At 64.3% G+C, this 17,793-nt stretch carries 18 protein-coding genes; 6 read left to right on the top strand and 12 right to left on the bottom strand.

The annotated features are described in order from the left end of the window. Positions 1–43: 43 nt before the first annotated feature. Together EBBID32_RS18875 and EBBID32_RS18870 are read right to left on the bottom strand one after the other, a co-directional pair. Complete coding sequence (locus EBBID32_RS18875; RefSeq protein ID WP_006963750.1) at positions 44–829, bottom strand: nucleotidyltransferase family protein; 786 nt, start codon at positions 827–829, stop codon at positions 44–46. Positions 830–869: 40 nt separating this feature from the next. Continuing rightward, positions 870–2,399: a M23 family metallopeptidase gene (locus EBBID32_RS18870; protein ID WP_006963748.1), complete on the bottom strand. Its 1,530-nt coding sequence runs from the start codon at positions 2,397–2,399 to the stop codon at positions 870–872. Between the two features lie 224 nt (positions 2,400–2,623). Between EBBID32_RS18870 and EBBID32_RS18865 the strand changes: the two genes are divergently transcribed. The 6 genes from EBBID32_RS18865 (at position 2,624) to EBBID32_RS18840 (ending at position 7,427) form a co-directional block, all read left to right on the top strand. Further along, a complete protein-coding gene (locus tag EBBID32_RS18865) occupies positions 2,624–5,233 on the top strand; it encodes a helicase-related protein (RefSeq protein WP_037491862.1) in 2,610 nt (869 codons plus the stop codon). Continuing rightward, positions 5,226–5,528 (top strand): RNA-binding S4 domain-containing protein, encoded by a 303-nt coding sequence (locus EBBID32_RS18860; RefSeq protein WP_006963744.1) that lies wholly within the window; start codon positions 5,226–5,228, stop codon positions 5,526–5,528. The genes EBBID32_RS18865 and EBBID32_RS18860 overlap by 8 nt, the downstream gene beginning before the upstream one ends. A gap of 50 nt (positions 5,529–5,578) precedes the next feature. Continuing rightward, complete coding sequence (locus EBBID32_RS18855; RefSeq protein ID WP_006963742.1) at positions 5,579–5,836, top strand: plasmid stabilization protein; 258 nt, start codon at positions 5,579–5,581, stop codon at positions 5,834–5,836. Then, entirely contained in the window at positions 5,833–6,147 is a 315-nt protein-coding gene (locus tag EBBID32_RS18850; RefSeq protein ID WP_006963740.1) for a type II toxin-antitoxin system RelE/ParE family toxin, read from the top strand. The genes EBBID32_RS18855 and EBBID32_RS18850 overlap by 4 nt, the downstream gene beginning before the upstream one ends. A 169-nt stretch (positions 6,148–6,316) precedes the next feature. Further along, positions 6,317–6,655 (top strand): ferredoxin FdxA, encoded by a 339-nt coding sequence (fdxA, locus tag EBBID32_RS18845; protein ID WP_006963738.1) that lies wholly within the window; start codon positions 6,317–6,319, stop codon positions 6,653–6,655. Positions 6,656–6,899: 244 nt separating this feature from the next. Then, positions 6,900–7,427 carry a CarD family transcriptional regulator gene (locus EBBID32_RS18840; protein ID WP_006963736.1) on the top strand — a complete coding sequence of 176 codons (528 nt, stop codon included), beginning with the start codon at positions 6,900–6,902 and terminating at the stop codon, positions 7,425–7,427. Positions 7,428–7,498: 71 nt separating this feature from the next. Here the strand turns inward: EBBID32_RS18840 and EBBID32_RS18835 are convergent, their stop codons facing one another. The 10 genes from EBBID32_RS18835 to EBBID32_RS18790 form a co-directional block, all read right to left on the bottom strand. Then, a complete protein-coding gene (locus EBBID32_RS18835; protein ID WP_006963734.1) occupies positions 7,499–7,741 on the bottom strand; it encodes a hypothetical protein in 243 nt (80 codons plus the stop codon). Between the two features lie 78 nt (positions 7,742–7,819). Further along, the gene (locus tag EBBID32_RS18830) at positions 7,820–8,323 is read right to left on the bottom strand and encodes an asparaginase domain-containing protein (protein WP_006963732.1); all 504 of its coding nucleotides are present in this window, start codon (positions 8,321–8,323) and stop codon (positions 7,820–7,822) included. A gap of 19 nt (positions 8,324–8,342) precedes the next feature. Beyond that, on the bottom strand, positions 8,343–9,107 hold the full coding sequence (locus tag EBBID32_RS18825) for a pyrroline-5-carboxylate reductase family protein (protein WP_440590968.1): 765 nt from the start codon (positions 9,105–9,107) through the stop codon (positions 8,343–8,345). A 64-nt stretch (positions 9,108–9,171) separates the two neighbouring features. After that, on the bottom strand, positions 9,172–9,678 hold the full coding sequence (locus EBBID32_RS18820) for a YbjN domain-containing protein (RefSeq protein WP_006963728.1): 507 nt from the start codon (positions 9,676–9,678) through the stop codon (positions 9,172–9,174). Positions 9,679–9,720: 42 nt separating this feature from the next. Next, positions 9,721–10,020 carry an accessory factor UbiK family protein gene (locus EBBID32_RS18815; RefSeq protein WP_006963726.1) on the bottom strand — a complete coding sequence of 100 codons (300 nt, stop codon included), beginning with the start codon at positions 10,018–10,020 and terminating at the stop codon, positions 9,721–9,723. A gap of 41 nt (positions 10,021–10,061) precedes the next feature. After that, a complete protein-coding gene (locus EBBID32_RS18810; RefSeq protein WP_006963724.1) occupies positions 10,062–10,610 on the bottom strand; it encodes a TspO/MBR family protein in 549 nt (182 codons plus the stop codon). Between the two features lie 24 nt (positions 10,611–10,634). Continuing rightward, a complete protein-coding gene (locus tag EBBID32_RS18805) occupies positions 10,635–13,739 on the bottom strand; it encodes an efflux RND transporter permease subunit (RefSeq protein ID WP_006963722.1) in 3,105 nt (1,034 codons plus the stop codon). A gap of 9 nt (positions 13,740–13,748) precedes the next feature. Further along, positions 13,749–14,792, bottom strand: a complete 1,044-nt coding sequence (locus tag EBBID32_RS18800; RefSeq protein WP_006963721.1) for an efflux RND transporter periplasmic adaptor subunit — start codon at positions 14,790–14,792, stop codon at positions 13,749–13,751. A gap of 89 nt (positions 14,793–14,881) precedes the next feature. Continuing rightward, a complete protein-coding gene (locus EBBID32_RS18795) occupies positions 14,882–15,619 on the bottom strand; it encodes a TlyA family RNA methyltransferase (protein WP_006963718.1) in 738 nt (245 codons plus the stop codon). Then, on the bottom strand, positions 15,619–17,655 hold the full coding sequence (locus EBBID32_RS18790; protein ID WP_006963716.1) for a protein-disulfide reductase DsbD family protein: 2,037 nt from the start codon (positions 17,653–17,655) through the stop codon (positions 15,619–15,621). Before EBBID32_RS18790 ends, EBBID32_RS18795 begins: the two co-directional genes overlap by 1 nt. Between the last annotated feature and the right edge of the window lie 138 nt (positions 17,656–17,793).

The following is a 17,793-nucleotide window of genomic DNA, read 5'->3' as shown; positions in this document are numbered from 1 at the left end:
TCTCGACTTCGCTCGAAACGAACGGATCAAGGTGATTGCGCGCCTAACCGCGCGCGGCGACGATCCGTTCGATCAGCACGACATCCTCCACCTTGTCCGCGTCGATGCAGGCTTCGGCATTTTCCATCGCCACCAGCCACGCGACCAACCCGAAACGCCGCCCGATCCGCGCGATACCGCCACGCAATGTCAGGATGCGCAGCAGCGTGCCAATCAACGCGACCGGACCAAAGGCAGACACGATCTTCCAGCCCTTCTTGCGGTCCTGCTCGACCTCCTGCCACAATGCGATGACCGATTTCGCCCGATCGCTACCGAACCAGAAGATATTGGCACCCGACCACCAGCCATCGCGAAATTTGAGCCAGGTGCGGCGTGAGGCGGGATAGCGCGCCAGCAGCGTCGCCCGCTCGACCATCGCCACGGCAATGTCCGCACCCGCAGCCTCGCCCGTAAACTGGTCCAGCATGGCGCTATCCAGCAACACATGATCGGCGGTGGTGAGCAAAATCGGAAAGGGCACATCGCCCCGCTCCAGCAGCGCCAGCAGCGAGGATGCAATGCCCGCCCCGCTCTGCTCGAACCGCACGCGCGGATCGGCCATCAGCCAGGCGGTGGCGGGATCGGCGGCAAAGGGATCGGCCGACTGGGTGAGGATAATGACCTGCCCCACCGCGTGATGCGACAGCAGCGTGCGGGCGGGATGGTTGATCATCGGTTCGCCCGCCACCGGCACCAGCGGCTTGATCGTCACCCCCGCTGCCACCGCTAGCGGATCGGGTGTGGGCCGTGATCCGGCGAGCAGGATGGCAGTGATGGCTGCGGTCATGGCAGCCCTCTAGCCAAGCAGGGGCAGCACGGAAAGCAGCTTATTTCCCACTCGCCGCCGGCGCGACCGCCTGTTGCGCAAACCGGTCCTGCTGGCCGACCTGCAGCCCCTTATAATGCGCCAGCCTTGCGCGGAAGGCCGACAGTTCAGCTCCGGCCAGTTGCGCGGTGGTGGTAAATTTCACCGACAGCGGATTGATCGTCCCGCCATTGCGATAGAGTTCGTAATGGAGATGCGGTCCGGTCGACAGGCCGGTGGAACCCACATAGCCGATCACCTGGCCGCGCCGCACCCGCTGGCCCGGCGCGGCGGCGATGCGGCTCATATGGGCGTAACCGGTGGCCAGGCCGCCGCCATGCTGGATGCGGACAAAATTGCCATGGCCGCCATGCCGCCCGGCAAAGGCCACCACGCCATCGGTGACGGCATAGATGGGCGATCCGTAGCGCGCAGCAAAATCAATACCTGCGTGCATCCGCGTATAGCCCAATATCGGATGCCGCCGCCGCCCATAGCCCGACGTCATGCGCCCCGCGACCGGCGATGACAGCACGCCGCGCCGTTCGCCCACGCCCGACGCCTCGAACCATTCGGTGCGGCCATCCCTGGTCCATTTGAGCATGTCGACCGACTTGCCGCTGGCGCGCTTCAGGCCCGCATAGAGAAGATCGCCCACTTCAACATCGCCGGTTTCGGCGCGGCGATAGGCGGTGACGATATCATAGCGGTCTCCCGCGCCAATCCCGCCCAGATCGACCTGCCCCGCGATCACCCGCAGGAAGGCCTGCACCGCCTTGGGCGGCGCTCCGGCCGCGCGGGCGGAACGATAGATGCTGTCGCCAACCACGCCCTGAATCCGCAGCGGCGTATCATCGACGCGAATGGGGATGCGCTTGACCGACAGCACGCCGCCTGTCCGCGTCAGTTCCAGCCCCAGGTCGAGCCGGGCGCGGAACGCCAGCTTGTCGAGCGGCCGGGGCCGGTCGCGACTGGCCCGGCGTCCCAATATGATGTCGAGCCGCGTGCCCGGCTTCACACCGCCACTAATATCCCCACCGACCAGCGCGTTGATTGTCGCCACGTCACCACCGCTGACGCCTGCGCGGGAAAGCGCACGGGAAAGCGTATCGCTGCTGCCGACCTGCGCGTTCAATTCGATCTGCGGTCGTTCGGGCGTCTGGCGCAGCGGCTGCACCGCGTCGGTCGATCCCATGCGATGGCCACTGTCCGCGCCCAGTGCCAGCGGCGTGATCATCTGGCTGCGCACTTCGTCAAACTGCTTGTCGCCCAGCAGCGCCCCCGGCGCACCAGGCAAGGGTTGGAATCCCGGCGAGAGATAAAGCGCGGTGGCGCACAGGCCGATACAGGTGGCGAGACCGCGAAACCATGTCAGGCTGCCGACGCGCTGGCCAAGGTCAGGGACCAGTTCCACCTCGTCCGACCACTCGCGCAAACGTGCGCGCCAGTCCTGCGGCGGTGGCGCTACCGGCGTGCGGGCAAGCGAATCGGCCAGCCACAGCGACATGGACGCGCCGCCCTGTTGCGAACCGAACTGGCTTTCCTGAAACAAACCCGCGACCCCCAGGGCATTTTTATCATTGCGTCCGCAACGGCCCCGCGCGCCGTGCGTCGAGCGCGACTGTTGTGAACCCGCAAGGTTAAAGTCAAATAAAGACCGCGTGATGACGGGCTTTGTTGCGATGAATCGTGCCAGCAGCCGGACAGGATCGTGTCGCACGATGGAACTTGTAAATCCGCTTGCCCCCGGCCCCGTCCTGCCCGACAGAATGGGCCATGGTCCAGTTCACCCGTTCGCCCGTTACCGCCGTCCTGGGCCCGACCAACACCGGCAAAACCCATTTGGCGGTCGAGCGCATGTGCGGTCACTCCAGTGGCATGATGGGCTTTCCGCTGCGGCTGCTGGCGCGCGAAGTCTATGACCGGGTGGTGGCGATCAAGGGACCAGCGCAAGTTGCGCTGATCACTGGCGAGGAAAAGATCGTCCCGCCACAGGCCCGCTATTTCCTCTGCACCGCCGAATCCATGCCGCTCCAGAGCGATTACGCCTTCGTCGCATTGGACGAAGCACAGATCGGCGCGGACCCGGAACGCGGCCATATCTTCACAGACCGGCTGCTGCGCGCCCGCGGGCGCGAGGAGACGATGATCCTGGGATCGGCCAGCATCGCCCGGCTGGTCAAGTCGCTCATCCCCGATGTCGATATCATCGGCCGTCCGCGCTTTTCGACTCTCTCCTATGCGGGCGCGAAGAAGCTCTCCCGCCTGCCCAAACGCTCGGCGATCGTCGCCTTCTCCGCCGAGGAAGTCTATGCCGTGGCCGAAATGCTGCGGCGCTTTCGCGGTGGCGCGGCGGTGGTCATGGGCGCGCTTAGCCCGCGCACCCGCAACGCGCAGGTGCAGATGTTCCTGAACGGCGAGGTCGATTATCTGGTCGCCACCGACGCCATCGGCATGGGGCTGAACCTGGACGTCGCCCATGTCGCCTTCGCGTCGCTGCGCAAGTTCGATGGCCGCCGCAGCCGTCGGCTGACGGTCGCGGAAATGGCGCAGATCGCCGGGCGCGCGGGCCGCCATCACAAGGACGGCACCTTTGGCAGTCTGGGCGGAGAGGATGGCAGCGCCGCCTTTACCCCGGAAGAAATCGAGGCGATCGAAGCACACCGCTTTCCGCCGATCGAACATCTATATTGGCGCGATGGCGCACCCCGGCTGGACAGTCTGGCGACCCTGATCGCCGATCTGGAGGAACGGCCGGACCGCCCCGAACTGCGCGCCGCGCCCGAAGCGGTCGATCTCGCGGTCCTCAAACGCATGGCCGTCGACCCCACTGTCGTCGATCGCGTGCGCGGCCAGCGGCAGGTCGCGCGGCTCTGGGACGCCTGCGGCCTGCCCGATTTCCAGAAACTGGGCGCAGACCATCATGCCCGCACCGTCAGCCGCATCTGGCATTTCCTTTCGGAAGGAACGGGCCATATTCCGCGCGACTGGTTCGCCCAGCAACTGGCCCGGCTCGATTCGGTGCAGGGGGATATCGACACATTGTCCGGCCGGATCGCGGCGGCGCGGACATGGGCCTATATCGCCCATCGCGCCGACTGGCTGGCCGATCCCGCCGAAATGGCGGAGCGCACCCGCGCGCTGGAGGAAAAGCTGTCCGACGCGCTGCATGCCGCGCTGACGCAGCGTTTCGTCGACCGGCGCACCACCGTCTTGTTGCGTGACATTGGCCAAAATGTGAACCAGTTACCCGTGACGGTAGAGGCCGACGGCACCGTCTGTGTAGATGGCGAAACGATCGGGCGACTTGACGGCTTCCGATTCTCGGTCGATCCCGCTACGCGCCATCAGGACAGGAAATTGCTGTTGGCTGCGGCGGAAAGGCGCCTTGGAAAGGTATTACGGGTGAAGGCAGACGAATTGATCGGCGCGGCGGACGTGGATTTCGCGCTTCTGGATGCAGCGGGCGACACGCCCTGCATCGCGTGGAGTGGCACGCCGGTCGCCACATTGCTGGCGGGACCAACCCTGCTGACGCCCGAAATCCGGCTGGATCGCGCGATTTTGGCGCTGGATCAGGATGTGCAGAAGCAAGTGACATCGCGCCTGACCAACTGGGTCGATGCGCAAAAGCAGAAGCATTTGTTGCCCCTGGTCAAGATGGCCGAAAGCGCCGCCGACCCGCAGGTGCCGCCCGTCGTGCGCGCGGTGTTCGCGCAACTGGGCGATGCTGGCGGTGTCAGCCCGCGCACCGACCTCGATTCGGCGCTCGGCCATCTGGACAAGGACCAGCGCCATTTGCTGCGCCGTGCTGGCATCGACATCGGCGTGCTGGATATTTATCACCCCGGCCTGCTCAAGCCCGGCGCGGCGCGCTGGCGCGGTGCCTTGCTCGCGGCGCGGATCGGCAAGCCCTGCCTGCCCCTGCCCCTGCCCGGCCTCACCCTGATTCCCGCGGGTGAGAAATTCGACCAGATGGGCGCGCGGATCGCTGGGTTCCGCACCTTTGGCGAACAGATGCTGCGCATTGACATGGCCGAACGCATGGCTCGCACCGCCCATGAAGCCATTGCCAAGGGCGAAGCCTTTACCGCCACCAGCCCGCAGATCGTCTCGCTCGGCCTGTCCGAAGCCGCCTTCCTGGCGCTGATGCGGGCCGCCGGTTTCCGCGCGGTCGAAGGCGCAGAGGAGGGCAATCCCAACTGGGTGTTCAAGGGCCGGCAAAAGGCACGCCCACCCCAGCAGCAGCAGCACCCGGCGCGCGAAGGCAAGCCGCGCGGCAAGCCCGCGCCCCGCCCCGCCGCCGCGACACCCGCCAGAGCGCCTGCTGCGCCTGCCAACAACGCCTTTGCCGGTCTCGCCGCGCTGCTCGGCCGCAATGGCTGATCCGGTCGCGGTGGGCGGCCATGGCCCGACACTGCGCATCGACAAATATCTGTGGTTCGTCCGGCTGTGCCCCAACCGGTCGAGCGCGCAGAAATTGGCCGAGGATGGTCACATCCGCGTCAACGGCCGCCGCATAGAGCGCGCCCACGCTGCGGTGCGTGTCGGCGACCTCATCACCTTCCCCCACGGCCAAGGCGTGCGCGTGGTCCGGGTAGCGCAACTGCCGGTGCGGCGTGGCCCGGCGGTGGAGGCGCAGGGCTGCTATGAGGAACTGACGGTCGGGGGTGAAGGGTAAATTATAGGCCCACATTTGTAATAATGTAGGCCATAGGGTATGAGAAGCAGATGAGCCGCCTGACCATCGACATCACCGATCAGCAGCACCAAAGCCTCAAGGCAATGGCCGCACTGCAAGGCAAGACGATCAAGCAATATACGCTGGAACGGCTATTTCCGTCACAGATCGACGACGGCGACACGGCATGGGACGAATTGCGCGACTTGCTGCAACAGCGGATCGCGGAAGGGCGTGTGGGACATGTTTCGCCGCTGAGTGCCGAGGACATTGTCGCGGATGAGTTGAGCCGGAACCGGCGCGCTTGACGCCAGCCTATATATTGACCGCGACGGCAGCTGACGAACTGCGCGATATCATTGCCTACACATACACGCGCTGGGGCGACCATCAGGCAAGTGCCTATTCCGCCAAACTCCTGAATTGCATGAACGCCGTAGCGACCGGGCACGGCACATTTCGCGACATGCAGGCGTTACATCCCAGCCTTCGCATGATCAGATGCGCACGCCATTATATCTTCTGCCTTATGCGCGAAAACGATCCCGCCCTGATCGTCGCCCTCTTGCATGAGCGGATGGACCTGATGACACGTTTGGCCGACCGGTTGGGAACATAAGGTAAATGGGTTATCCCACATACCCCCTTCATACACCCCTGCAACGGTATATACTTCCACACCGCTCACGCTAAACCACCCCTACGCCTTCGCCAACATTATCCTCATTGACCTTGCGCTTGCCTCGTCATAGCAGGGCCGCGCTTTTCCAACCAAGAGTGCCCTGACAATGACCTATGTCGTGACCGACAACTGCATCCGCTGCAAATATATGGATTGCGTCGAGGTCTGCCCCGTCGACTGTTTCTACGAGGGCGAGAATATGCTGGTCATCAATCCGAGCGAATGTATCGATTGCGGTGTGTGCGAACCGGAATGCCCGGCCGAAGCGATCCTGCCCGATACCGAAAATGGCCTGGAAAAATGGCTGGAGCTCAACACCAAATATTCGGCCGAATGGCCCAACATCACGGTCAAGGGTGAAGCGCCTGCCGACGCCGACGAGATGAAGGGCGTTGAAGGCAAGCTGGAGAAGTATTTTTCCCCCGAACCCGGTTCGGGCGACTGATCCGGGCGGCCCTGCGCCGCCCCCCTCCCATCCATTTTGCCTTGCGCTCCCGGCGATTATGTCCGGGGGTGGTAATTTTGTTACGAATCTGCTATGTAGGTTTCAACGGTCGGACACCCTCCTGTCCGTCCCTGGAGAATTAGCTTCATGTCCTGACGGTGGCGCCGTGGACCCCCCATGCATATGCCCCTTGCGCATATGTTCCGCGACGGCCCCGTTCCCCGGTTGATTGGAAAGGTTCCAAATGGCTGCCAAGGCGCTGTCCTTTGACGTTGGTGATTATGTCGTTTACCCCAAGCATGGCGTGGGCCGTGTGATCGAACTGCAAAAAGAGCAGATCGCTGGCATGGAGCTGGAGCTGTACGTGCTCCGCTTTGAAAAGGAGCGCATGACGCTCCGCGTGCCGACAAACAAGGCTGAAGGCGTCGGGATGCGCAAGCTGTCCTCCAACAAGACGCTCGAAGAATCGATGGAAACATTGAAGGGCAAGCCCAAGGTCAAGCGCACCATGTGGTCGCGCCGCGCGCAGGAATATGAAGCGAAGATCAATTCGGGCGATCTGGTGTCGATCGCCGAAGTGACCCGCGACCTGTTCCGGGCCGACGACCAGCCTGAACAAAGCTATTCCGAACGCCAGATTTTCGAGGCTGCTTCCAGCCGTCTCGCCCGCGAACTGGCGGCGATGGAAGAAACCGACGAACCCGCCGCGCTCAAGAAGATCCTCGCGATCCTCAACGAAGCTGCGCCGAAATATGTCAAGGTCGAAGGCTGACATCAGCCATTGACGCAAAAAGGGCGCGCCTTGCGAAAGGCGCGCCCTTTTTTGTGCAGTCATGCGCGGGCTTATTCGCTCTTGGTGCCAACCGCATCCTTGGCCGCATCGCCAACATCGCTGGCAGCCTGTCCGACCTCGGTCGCGGCGCTGGTAACGGCATTGTCCTTGCTCGTCTCGCTGCTGACCAGGAAGAAAGCGGCGACTGCCACCACAACCACCAGCAGCAGGATGGCAAAGGTCATGCCCCCGCCGCTGCGCTTTTCGATCACCGTGGTCGTCGTCGTTGCCGGGCGTTCCTGATAGTCGGCCATGAAACTCTCCTCCTCGTCATCATAGATGGCCGCATAATGCGCGGCGGAGCGAGAGGGTTCCGGTGCGATGCTGCCGGACTATTCGCCGATCGGCACGAACGCCCCCTTGGCGCGATCCTTGACCACCGCATCGGCGCGGAACACCGAACCGCTCATCGTGATATAGATGCCCGGCTCGGCCACCTGCACAGTCGCAAAGGCCATGCCCAGATTGAAGCTGGCATCGCTCTCGCCAAAACGCGCCGGGGCCAGCGCACCGACCAGCACCACGGTCTTGCCGGGAATCTCGGCCAGCACCTTTGCCGTGTCGGTCATGGTGTCGGTGCCATGGGTGATGACGATATGGTTTTCCGGCGCGGCAGCGACGCGGGCATGGATCAGCGCACGATCTGCATCGTCCAGTTCCAGACTATCCTTGCGCACCACTTCCTCGATACGGAAGGGCCGCTTGACCCGCGCCACTTCCAGCAACCGGGCCATCACCGTTTCGCCGACCTGATAGTCGGACAACGCATCGAAATAGATTTTGTCGATCGTGCCGCCGGTGGTCAGGATCAGGATGGATGTTTCGGGGGATAGCATGAAAAGGTTCCGATCAAGATTATGCCTCGCGCGCCATCGCTTCGCCACGATCGCGGGCGGCAGTCAGCGTGTCGGTGAGCAGCGCCAGCAGCCTGTCGTCGGCGTCCAGAACGTTCATCCCCTCCCGCGTCATGCCGCCGGGGCTGGCGACGCGGTCGGCCAGCACAGCCGGACAGTCGCCGGTGTGGGCGCTGGCGCGGGCGGCCATATTGGCGGACCCCTGCACCGTAGCCAGCGCCATGCGCGCGGCCTGATCCGCCGGGATGCCCAGCGCCTCACCCGCCCTTGCCAGCGCATCGATGAAGCGAAACAGGAAAGCGGGACCGCAACCCGACAGCGCCGTCACCTGATTGAACAAGGCTTCGTCGTCGATCCATTCGGCGAGACCCAATGGCACGATCAGCGCATCAATATCTGCTTTTGCCTGCGCCGATGTAGCATCGTCAGCGAACAGCGCAGTGACACCTTCACCCAGTCCCACCGGCAGGTTGGGCATCGCCCGCACCATGCCTCGCACTGCCGGAAAACGCGCCCGCAAATCGGCCAGCGGCGTGCCGGCGAGGATCGAGACGATCCTCGTCTCCGCGCCACATAAAGGCGCAAGCGCAACGGCGACATCGGCGATCTGATAGGGTTTCATACCCAGCAGCACGGTCGTCCCGGCGGGCAGCGTGGCCGGATAGTCGGTGACGACCCTCACCCCATCAGCAACCGGACGCCCGCTCGGCCGCAGCACGATCACCCGCGCAGGATCAAGCCCGCAGTCCAGCCAGCGCGCCAGCATCTGCCCGGCCATATTGCCGCATCCGACAAGGAAAAGATGATCGGGCCAGCGGATCGCCACGCGCTCAGGCCTCGCCGCGGGTTTCGATCAGGCTGGCGGCTATCGCCTCGGTCGGGCTTTTGCCACCCCACAGCACAAACTGGAACACCGGATAGAAACGCTCGCACTCGTCGATCGCGGTTTCGACCAGCAATTGCGCCTGATCGAGCGTCAACGTCCCGCCCGCGCCCAGCAGCGCGCCGTGGCGGAACAGGATGATCCCGCTCGACGACCATAGCTCGAAATGGCCCAGCCACAGCTGCTCGTTGATCAGCCCCAGCGTCTCGTAAATCGTGCCGCGCTTTTCGTCGGTGACGCGAATGTCGGGCAGCGCCAGCAGTTGCAGCACCTGATCTTCGTCACGCCAGATACCGCGCAGTTCATATTGCGCCCAACTGCCTTGCGTGTTGGCAACGATCTCATCCTCGCCAACCTGCTCGTAGGTCCAGCCATGCGCCTCGAAAAAGGCAGCCAGCATGTCGATCGGTGCGGCTTCCTGGCCGCCATGCTCAAACTCGTCGCTATCCATCATCGGCGCGCCTTAACACCGCGAACGGCGAAAGGACAGACAGGATCAGTCCGCCTCAATGGGCTTGGTCTTGGCCGCCTTGACGGTCTTTTTAACCGGTTCGGATGTCTTGCCTTCCAGTGCGTCGATGCGGGCCTTGAGCAGCTCGACCTCCTCGCGCGCAGTGGCAGCCAGCGCCTTGACCGCATCGAATTCCTCGCGCGACACGAAATCCGCGCCGCCCATCCATTCCTTGGCCTTCTCGCGCGCATTGGCCTCAAACTCGCGGCTCATGCCCGCCACGGTTCCGGCCGCGCCATTCACCAGCTTGGCCAGATCGTCGAAAAAGCGGTTCTCGCTCTGCATGATGCTTATCCTCTCAACTGGCGCGGTGACCGCACCAAAAATCATATCTGGGTCTGGAGCGCCGGCGCGACAAGGGTTTCTGCGTCCGGGTTCAGCCGATTAATCTCATAATTGAGGAAGGAGGCGAAGGCCAGCCATACCAGATAGGGCAGCAACAGCCATCCGGCGACGCGGCGGATACGGCTGAACAGCCAGGCGGTCAGCGCCACCAGCACGAACAGGACGAGGATCAGGATGAGCGCGTTACCGACCTGATGCGCGCGGAAAAAGAGCGGCGACCAGGCCAGATTCAGCAGGAACTGGACCAGAAACAGGGTGATCGCCAGGCCCCGCCCCTTCGCCCCGCGCGCATGCAGCACGATCGCCAGCGCCAGCGCCATCGCGATATAGAGGATGGTCCATGCGACGCCAAATGCCCAGCCCGGCGGCATCAATGCAGGCTTTGCCAGCGCATCGAACCAGCGATTGCCAAAGCCGCTATTGGCGAACTGGCCCGACAGGAAACCCAGCAGGACGATGACCGGCACGGTCACCAGCGCCCAGCGCAGATAAGCAAGGCGCAATTGGCCGGGGGACGCGATTTCGTTCATCGGCAACGCTTCTCCACGCTCTTCCTATTCGGCCGGATCGGGCGAATCCTTCAACGCCGAATCCAGCTTGCGACCAACGGTTTGCGGAGAAACTGTCCGCTTCGCAACACGCGAATAGAATATGGGGATCAGGAACAATGTGATCAGCGTCGCCAGGCTGACCCCGAACACGATAACCACGCCGATCGAGTTGCGTGCCGCCGCCCCGGCACCGCCGCGAATCACCAGCGGCACGGCGCCGATAGCCGTAGCGATCGACGTCATCAGGATCGGCCGCAGGCGGCGGGTAGCGGCCTCCCGAATGGCCTGCGCCACTTCCAGCCCCTCGTCGCGCAACTGGTTGGCGAACTCGACGATCAATATCCCGTTCTTGGCCGCCAGCCCCACCAGCATGACGATGCCGATCTGGCTGTAGAGATTGATCGACCCGCCCGTGACGATCAGCCCCAGCACGCCGCCTGCCACCGCCAGCGGCACCGTGGCGATGATGACGCCAGGGTGGATGAAGCTTTCAAATTGCGCGGCCAGCAGCAGATAGACGATCAATATGGTGAGGCCGAAAATCAGCCAGATCGACCCGCCGGTTTCCCGCAAGGACTGGCTCTCGCCGCGATAGCCGATCGCCAGCACTTCGGGCGACTGGCGCGCTTCATTCTCCAAAAAGGCGAGCGCCTGTCCCAGCGACGTGCCGGGGGCCAGCGCTGCGGTCAGCGTGATCGCACGCAGCTTGTTATAGCGGTTGAGCTGGCGCGGCCCGGCGACTTCCTTGACCGTGACGACAGCCGATAGCGGCACCAGCGCGCCGGTACGGGTGCGCACCTGTATCCGTTCCAGATCCGCCAGCGTCTGCCGCCCGTCGCGTTCCGCCTGTACCAGCACGCGATATTCCTCGCCCCGGTCGACATAGGTGGTCACACGCCGTGACCCCAGCAGGCTTTGCAATGCCTGGCTGATGTCATTGACCGAAATGCCCAGATCGCCCGCCCGTTGCAGGTCAGTTTCGATCCGCATCTGCGGCTTGGTTTCCTTATAATCGCTGTCGACGTTGATGAGGCCGGGATAGCTGGCGGCCGCATCCATGATCCGGTCGCGCGCGGCCACAAGCCCTTCATAGGTCGACCCGGCCAGCACGATGTTCACCGGCAGGCCACGTCCACGACCCAGCCCAGACCGGGGGGCCGCATTGCCGCGCACGCCGGGCTGGTCAGCAATCACCTTGTTGATGATCGTCGCCACTTCCGCCGTGGTGATGGTCCGGTCCTCCCACGGGCGCAGGAAGGCGATGACATTACCGCCATTATAATCGTCGCTGGCACCAAAGCCCGCAGGCGTGCGGATCACCAGATTCTGGAGCGTCCCGTCCTTGCGCAGGAAAGCGAGGTCATCCTCTATCTTGCGCATGTAGATCATCATCCGGTCGAAACCGGTGCCTTCGGGCGCGCTGATCTGCCCATCGATCGCGCCGGTATCTTCGGCCGGGGCCAGTTCACTGGGCAACTGGGTGAACAACGCGCCCGCCGCGCCCAGAAACAGCGCCACGCCAAGCAGGGGCAACAACGGTTTGCGGATCGCATGATCGAGCCAGCGGGCATAGCCCCCCTCCAGCCGCTGGAACCTGTCGTCGATCCAGCGCGCCAGCCGCCCGCGCTCGGCATTTTTGAGCAACTTGGAACAGAGCATCGGCGCCAGGCTGAGCGAAATAAAGCCTGAAAAGGCTATCGCGGCGATCATCGCAACGGCCAGTTCGCGGAACAGCAGACCAGTCTGCCCGGCCAGGAACATCACCGGCACGAACACCGCGCACACCACCAGCGTGGTGGAAATAATCGCAAAGCCGACCTGCCGCGTGCCCAGATAGGCGGCGACCAGCGGATCTTCCCCCTGTTCGATACGGTGATAGACATTTTCCAGCACGACGATGGCATCATCGACCACCAGCCCGATCGCCAGCACGAAGGCGAGCAGCGTCAGCAGGTTGATCGACAGGCCCAGCAGCCACATGACCGCGCAGGTAGCCAGCAGGCAGATCGGCACGGTAATGGCGGGAATGATCGTCGCACGCACCGACCCCAGGAACAGGAAGATGACGAGGATGACGAGCAGCGCCGCCTCGATCAGCGTGTCATAGACATTCTCGATCGCCCGCTCGATGAACAGCGATTCGTCGGTGCCGATTGCGACCCGCATGCCCGCCGGCAGGGTCGGCTCCAGTTCCTTGATCAGCGCCTTGGCCTTTTGCGCCACGTCCAGCGTGTTTGCACCCGACTGGCGGATGATGCCGACGCCGATGGCCGTACCCTGGTTGGAGCGGAAACTGGTATAGGGATTTTCCGCCCCTTCCTCAATCCGGGCGACATCGCCCAGCGTCACCTGATAACCATCGGTGCCGCGTCCGACCACGAGCCGGGCAAACTGCTCAGGCGTGGCAAAGGGGCGCTCGACCCGCAACGTCTGGTTCTGGTCCTTGGATTCAAAGCGGCCTGCGGGCAGTTCGACATTCTGGCTGCGCAGCGCATTTTCCACGTCCGCAGGGGTGAATCCGAAGGCAGCAAGCTTTTCGGCATTGAACCAGATGCGCGTCGATGGCCGCGCCTCGCCGCTGATATTGACGCGCGCGACGCCGTCGATCGCGGCGAACCGATCGGCGACATTGCGGTCCAGATAATCGCTGATCCTGATCGGCGACCAGCCTGGCCGGGAAAAGGCCAGGAACAAAATGGGGCGGGCGTCCGAATCCACCTTGCGGATTTCGGGGGCCAGGGCGTCCTCCGGCAAATCCTCCACCACCGAACCCACCCGGTCACGCACGTCATTGGCGGCGGTGTCGATGTCGCGGGACGGGTCGAATTCGATATTGATGTTCGACGTGCCGTCCTGCGACGTGGACGTGATCATCTGGATGCCCTGCACGCCTGCGACCGCATCCTCGATCAGCTGGGTGATGCGGGTTTCCACGACCGACGCAGCCGCGCCGGTATAGCTGGTTTCGACCGATACGATCGGCGGATCGGTGTCAGGATATTCGCGCACCGAAAGGCTGAGATAGCCCACGACCCCGACGATGCAGAGCAGCACCGCGATAACGGCGGAAAAGACCGGGCGGCGGACGGACAGGTCGGACAATTGCATAGCGCGGGCCTAGCCTGCCGACTTGGGCGATGGCGCAGGCTTGTCGCCCGCCAACCGCACAGGCGCGCCATCGCTCAACTTGACGACACCATCGGTGACGACCATCTGCCCGGCCTTCACCCCGCCCAATATCTCGACCAGTCCGTTCTGGCGGATGCCGGTATCCACCTTGACCCGCTTGACCTTGCGATCCTCCACCACGAACACGAACTGTTCCTCGCCATCGCCGATCACCGCCAGTTCCGGCAGCGCAAGCGAGCGGCGCTGGCGCGACACGACGTTGACGGTCAGCAACATGCCGGGCTTTAGCGCGCGGTCGGGGTTAGGCAGGATGGCGCGCACGCGGACGGCGCGGGTGGCGGGATCGATCACCGGATCAATTGTCGCGATCGTGCCGGTAAAGGGCCGGTCGGGCCAGGCAGCGGACACGGCGCGGATCGCCTGCCCCGCCCGGATCGTGGACAGCCGGGTTTCAGGCACGGTGAAGTCCAGCTTGATCCGCGAAATATCGCTGACCGTGGCGATCGCCGTCCCCGCCGTCACGATCGCGCCGGGCGATACGGTGCGCAGGCTGACCCAGCCGCCAAAGGGCGCGCGGATCACCCGGTCGCTGATCGCGGCGCGGCTTTGGTCGGCGCTCGCCTTGGCCGCATTGGCCAGCGCAAGCTGCTGGTCGAGCAAGGCGGCCGTGGCGAAACCGCGTGCCTTCAAAGCCTGCACCCGTTGCAATTGCTGCCCGGCCTGCAACGCCTGTGCCTGCGCCGCCGCCAGTTCCGCCTGCTCCTGCGCAATCGCCATGGTCGCGATCACCTGCCCCTTGGCGACATAGCCGCCATCGGCAAAGTTGATCGACGTAACCCGCTCGGTCACTGGCGCGGACAGGATGACCTGTTCATTGGCAAGCGCCGTGCCGACCGCATCGAGCGTATCGGCAAAATCAGCGGTCGCTATAGGCGCCGCCTCGACCAGCGCGGCCGGGCGCGGCTTGGGTGCCTTGTCGCCACTGCAACCGGCAAGGCAAAGGGCGGTGAGAAGAAACAGGGAATTACGCATGGTGGAGGGCTATCGGGCCTTTCGGTGCGACACAACATGGCCTTTTGTCGCAAGATGTAACAACGTCCCAAATAACGAACATGGGGCATTTATCCACCAAGCCGGGCATAGAGTAGAAATTCAACATTACCCTGCGGTCCGGTGATGGGACTGGGCGTAACGCCGATAACGGTCCAGCCCTGCGTCTGTATCCATGCGGCCACGTCTTCGCAGACCCGCTCGTGGATTTCGGGATCGCGCACCACCCCGCCCTTGCCGACTTCCTCACGCCCTGCCTCGAACTGCGGCTTGATCAGCGCCACCAAGGCCGCGCCGGGGCGGGCGAAGGTCAAGGGCCGCTCCAGCACCTTGGCGAGCGCAATGAAGCTGGCGTCGCACACGATGATGTCGATCGGTTCGGGAACGTGCGCGGGTGTCAGGACGCGCGCGCTGGTCTGTTCATGGACAATGACGCGGTCGTCGCTGCGGAGCTTCCACGCCAGCTGGTTGGTGCCGCTGTCCACCGCATAGACTCTGACTGCGCCGTTAGTCAGCAGCACGTCGGTAAAACCGCCGGTCGAGCTGCCAACGTCCATCCCGACCATGCCGGTCACATCGATGGCATATTCGGCCAGCGCATGGGCGAGCTTGATCCCGCCGCGCGACACCCAGGGATGGTCACGCCCACGCACGTCCAGATCCGCGTCGAGCGCGACCTGCTGCCCGGCCTTGTCGATCTTCCTGTCGCCCAGAAAGACCAGGCCCGCCAGGATCAGCGCCTGCGCCCGCGCCCGGCTCTCCGCCAGGCCATTGTCGACAAGCAACTGGTCGGCGCGAATCTTCGCCATCAGCGCACCAGCGCCGCCAGCGTAGCCGGGGTCAGCAATTGCGGCAGCGTCTGCGCATCCTTGCCCGGCGCATACCATAGATAGAGCGGCACGCCCGACCGGCCCTGACCTTCAAGAAAGCGGGTGATCGCCGGATCGGCATTGGTCCAGTCGCCGACCATGACGGTGACACCGCCCTTCTCGAACGCCGCGCTGGTTTCAGCGCGGTCGATCGCGGCGGCTTCATTGGCCTTGCAGGTCAGGCACCAGTCGGCGGTGAAATAGAGGAATACGGGCTTGTTGGCTGCGCGCAGGCTGGCCAATTTCGCTTCATCGAACGGCAGTGCCGCGCCCTCCTGAGCAGCGGCGGCAGGCGCGCGCGACGGTAGCAGCGCCGCTGCCCCGCCCAGCACAGCCAGCCCCGCCAGCGCGACGATCCAGCCGCCGCCGCGCCCGGCCCGCTGCCGACTGCCCAGCCACCAGAGCAGCAGCACAAGGCCCAGCACGGCGCCAAGGCCAATGGTCATGCCCGCCACGCCGCGTTGCTGCCCCAACAGCCATGCCAGACCCAGCGCGGTCAGGAACATCGGGATCGCCAATATCTTCTGGAACCGCCCCATCCATGGTCCGGGGCGCGGCAGCCGGGTGCGCAGCGCCGGAATATAGGCCAGCAGCAGGAACGGCAGGGCCAGCCCCAGCCCCAGTCCGGCGAACACCGCCAGCGCCGCAGCCAGTGGTAGCACCAGCGCCGCGCCCATAGCGGCCCCCATGAACGGCCCGGTGCAGGGGGTCGCAACGAAGGCGACCAGCGCCCCCGTCCAGAACGCGCCTGCCATGCCGCCCCTGCCCGCCAGCCCCTCGCCACCGCCGACCGCGCGCAGATCGAACAGGCCCGCCAGATTGAAGGCGATGGCGCTGACCAGCAGCAGCAAAGTCAGGATGATGCGCGGATCCTGCAACTGGAACGCCCAGCCGACCACGGTGCCCGCCGCCCGCAACGCCAGCAACGCAACCCCCAGCGCCAGACAGGTGGCAATCACCCCACCCGTATAGGCCAGCGCCTCGCGCCGCACGATGCGCTCTTCGCCTCCGGCCTTGGCCAGCTTCATGGCCTTGAGGCCCAATATCGGAAACACGCAGGGCATGATGTTGAGCAGCAGTCCGCCCAGCAGCGCGCCGCCCAGCGCAATCAGGATGGCCTGCATCGTGCCCCCGCGCGCAGCCACCTTCCCCTGTTCAAGTTCGACAGCGAAGCCGACATGGTCACCGGTGCGCAGCACGACCGGCTGACAGCATGTGCCCATGCTTTTGGGGCTGGCGACCCGGCTGGCGTCCGTTTCGATCAACAATTGGTCGCCATCGCGCCAGACCGTCTGCGGCGCGGCATAGGCGGTAAGAAACTCGGTCATCGGGAATAGATGCGGATCGCGCGCCTCTGCCTCCGCCGGGAAGGGAATGGAGACGCGCAGGCGTCCACCGTCGATCTGCCACTTGCCCTTCGACCCCAGCGGCCGGGGCAGATGGCTGCGCCACTCATCAAAGCGCGTGCGATCGATCGCCGCGACCGGCCCGTCGCCCGCCACCAGATCAAGCGCCATCTCGCCGTTTTCGGGCACGCAGACCTTGTCGGTGCAGGCAAGCCATTGCGCTTTCACGCGCACCGGCAGGCGCGTGCCGACCGCCACGTCCGACGCGACTGTCAAAGTCGCCATCACCCCATAAGGACCTTCATAGACATGGTTCATCAGGCCCGAAATCAGCAGCGTTTCGGGCACCGGATAGCGCAGCCGGCTGACGCTCACCCCCTTGGGCAATGTCCAGCCCACTGTCATGCCAAGGCCAGCGTCGCCCGGATTTTCCCAATAACCGTGCCAGCCCGCCTCCGGCACCATGGCAAAGGCGATGCTGGTCGCCTTGCCCGGTGCGGGCGCGGCGCTCTCTGCCACCAGCCGCGCGGCGATATGCGGCTTTCCGCCCCCAAACGCACCCTGCGCCTGCGCGCCTGGAACCCCCGCCAGCAACGCCAGCGTCATCAGTATGACATGAAAAATCCGCATCGGGCCTCTGGTAGGGTGGATGTCAGCGGGCTAGGTCCGGTGGCGTTCGCCGTCAAGGCTGGAGAAGGTGAAGCTGTTACACACTGACCGATAGTGCATCTCTCGATAATCCTCCCCTTTAAGGGGAGGTGGATGGCC

This window comes from Sphingobium indicum BiD32, assembly GCF_000382885.1.
Classification (GTDB): Bacteria; Pseudomonadota; Alphaproteobacteria; order Sphingomonadales; family Sphingomonadaceae; genus Sphingobium; species Sphingobium japonicum_C.
The sequence above is the reverse complement of the archived record's forward strand: the minus strand, read 5'-3'. Positions and strand labels throughout refer to the sequence as shown.

What these genes read in the sequence shown, in the direction of transcription:
- EBBID32_RS18875 (WP_006963750.1), bottom strand. Translation starts at nt 829, where the DNA reads ATGACCGCAGCCATCACTGCCATCCTGCTCGCCGGATCACGGCCCACA.
- EBBID32_RS18865 (WP_037491862.1), top strand. Translation starts at nt 2,624, where the DNA reads ATGGTCCAGTTCACCCGTTCGCCCGTTACCGCCGTCCTGGGCCCGACC.
- EBBID32_RS18860 (WP_006963744.1), top strand. Translation starts at nt 5,226, where the DNA reads ATGGCTGATCCGGTCGCGGTGGGCGGCCATGGCCCGACACTGCGCATC.
- EBBID32_RS18855 (WP_006963742.1), top strand. Translation starts at nt 5,579, where the DNA reads ATGAGCCGCCTGACCATCGACATCACCGATCAGCAGCACCAAAGCCTC.
- fdxA (WP_006963738.1), top strand. Translation starts at nt 6,317, where the DNA reads ATGACCTATGTCGTGACCGACAACTGCATCCGCTGCAAATATATGGAT.
- EBBID32_RS18840 (WP_006963736.1), top strand. Translation starts at nt 6,900, where the DNA reads ATGGCTGCCAAGGCGCTGTCCTTTGACGTTGGTGATTATGTCGTTTAC.
- EBBID32_RS18835 (WP_006963734.1), bottom strand. Translation starts at nt 7,741, where the DNA reads ATGGCCGACTATCAGGAACGCCCGGCAACGACGACGACCACGGTGATC.
- EBBID32_RS18830 (WP_006963732.1), bottom strand. Translation starts at nt 8,323, where the DNA reads ATGCTATCCCCCGAAACATCCATCCTGATCCTGACCACCGGCGGCACG.
- EBBID32_RS18825 (WP_440590968.1), bottom strand. Translation starts at nt 9,107, where the DNA reads ATGCTGGCGCGCTGGCTGGACTGCGGGCTTGATCCTGCGCGGGTGATC.
- EBBID32_RS18820 (WP_006963728.1), bottom strand. Translation starts at nt 9,678, where the DNA reads ATGATGGATAGCGACGAGTTTGAGCATGGCGGCCAGGAAGCCGCACCG.
- EBBID32_RS18815 (WP_006963726.1), bottom strand. Translation starts at nt 10,020, where the DNA reads ATGCAGAGCGAGAACCGCTTTTTCGACGATCTGGCCAAGCTGGTGAAT.
- EBBID32_RS18810 (WP_006963724.1), bottom strand. Translation starts at nt 10,610, where the DNA reads ATGAACGAAATCGCGTCCCCCGGCCAATTGCGCCTTGCTTATCTGCGC.
- EBBID32_RS18805 (WP_006963722.1), bottom strand. Translation starts at nt 13,739, where the DNA reads ATGCAATTGTCCGACCTGTCCGTCCGCCGCCCGGTCTTTTCCGCCGTT.
- EBBID32_RS18800 (WP_006963721.1), bottom strand. Translation starts at nt 14,792, where the DNA reads ATGCGTAATTCCCTGTTTCTTCTCACCGCCCTTTGCCTTGCCGGTTGC.
- EBBID32_RS18795 (WP_006963718.1), bottom strand. Translation starts at nt 15,619, where the DNA reads ATGGCGAAGATTCGCGCCGACCAGTTGCTTGTCGACAATGGCCTGGCG.
- EBBID32_RS18790 (WP_006963716.1), bottom strand. Translation starts at nt 17,655, where the DNA reads ATGCGGATTTTTCATGTCATACTGATGACGCTGGCGTTGCTGGCGGGG.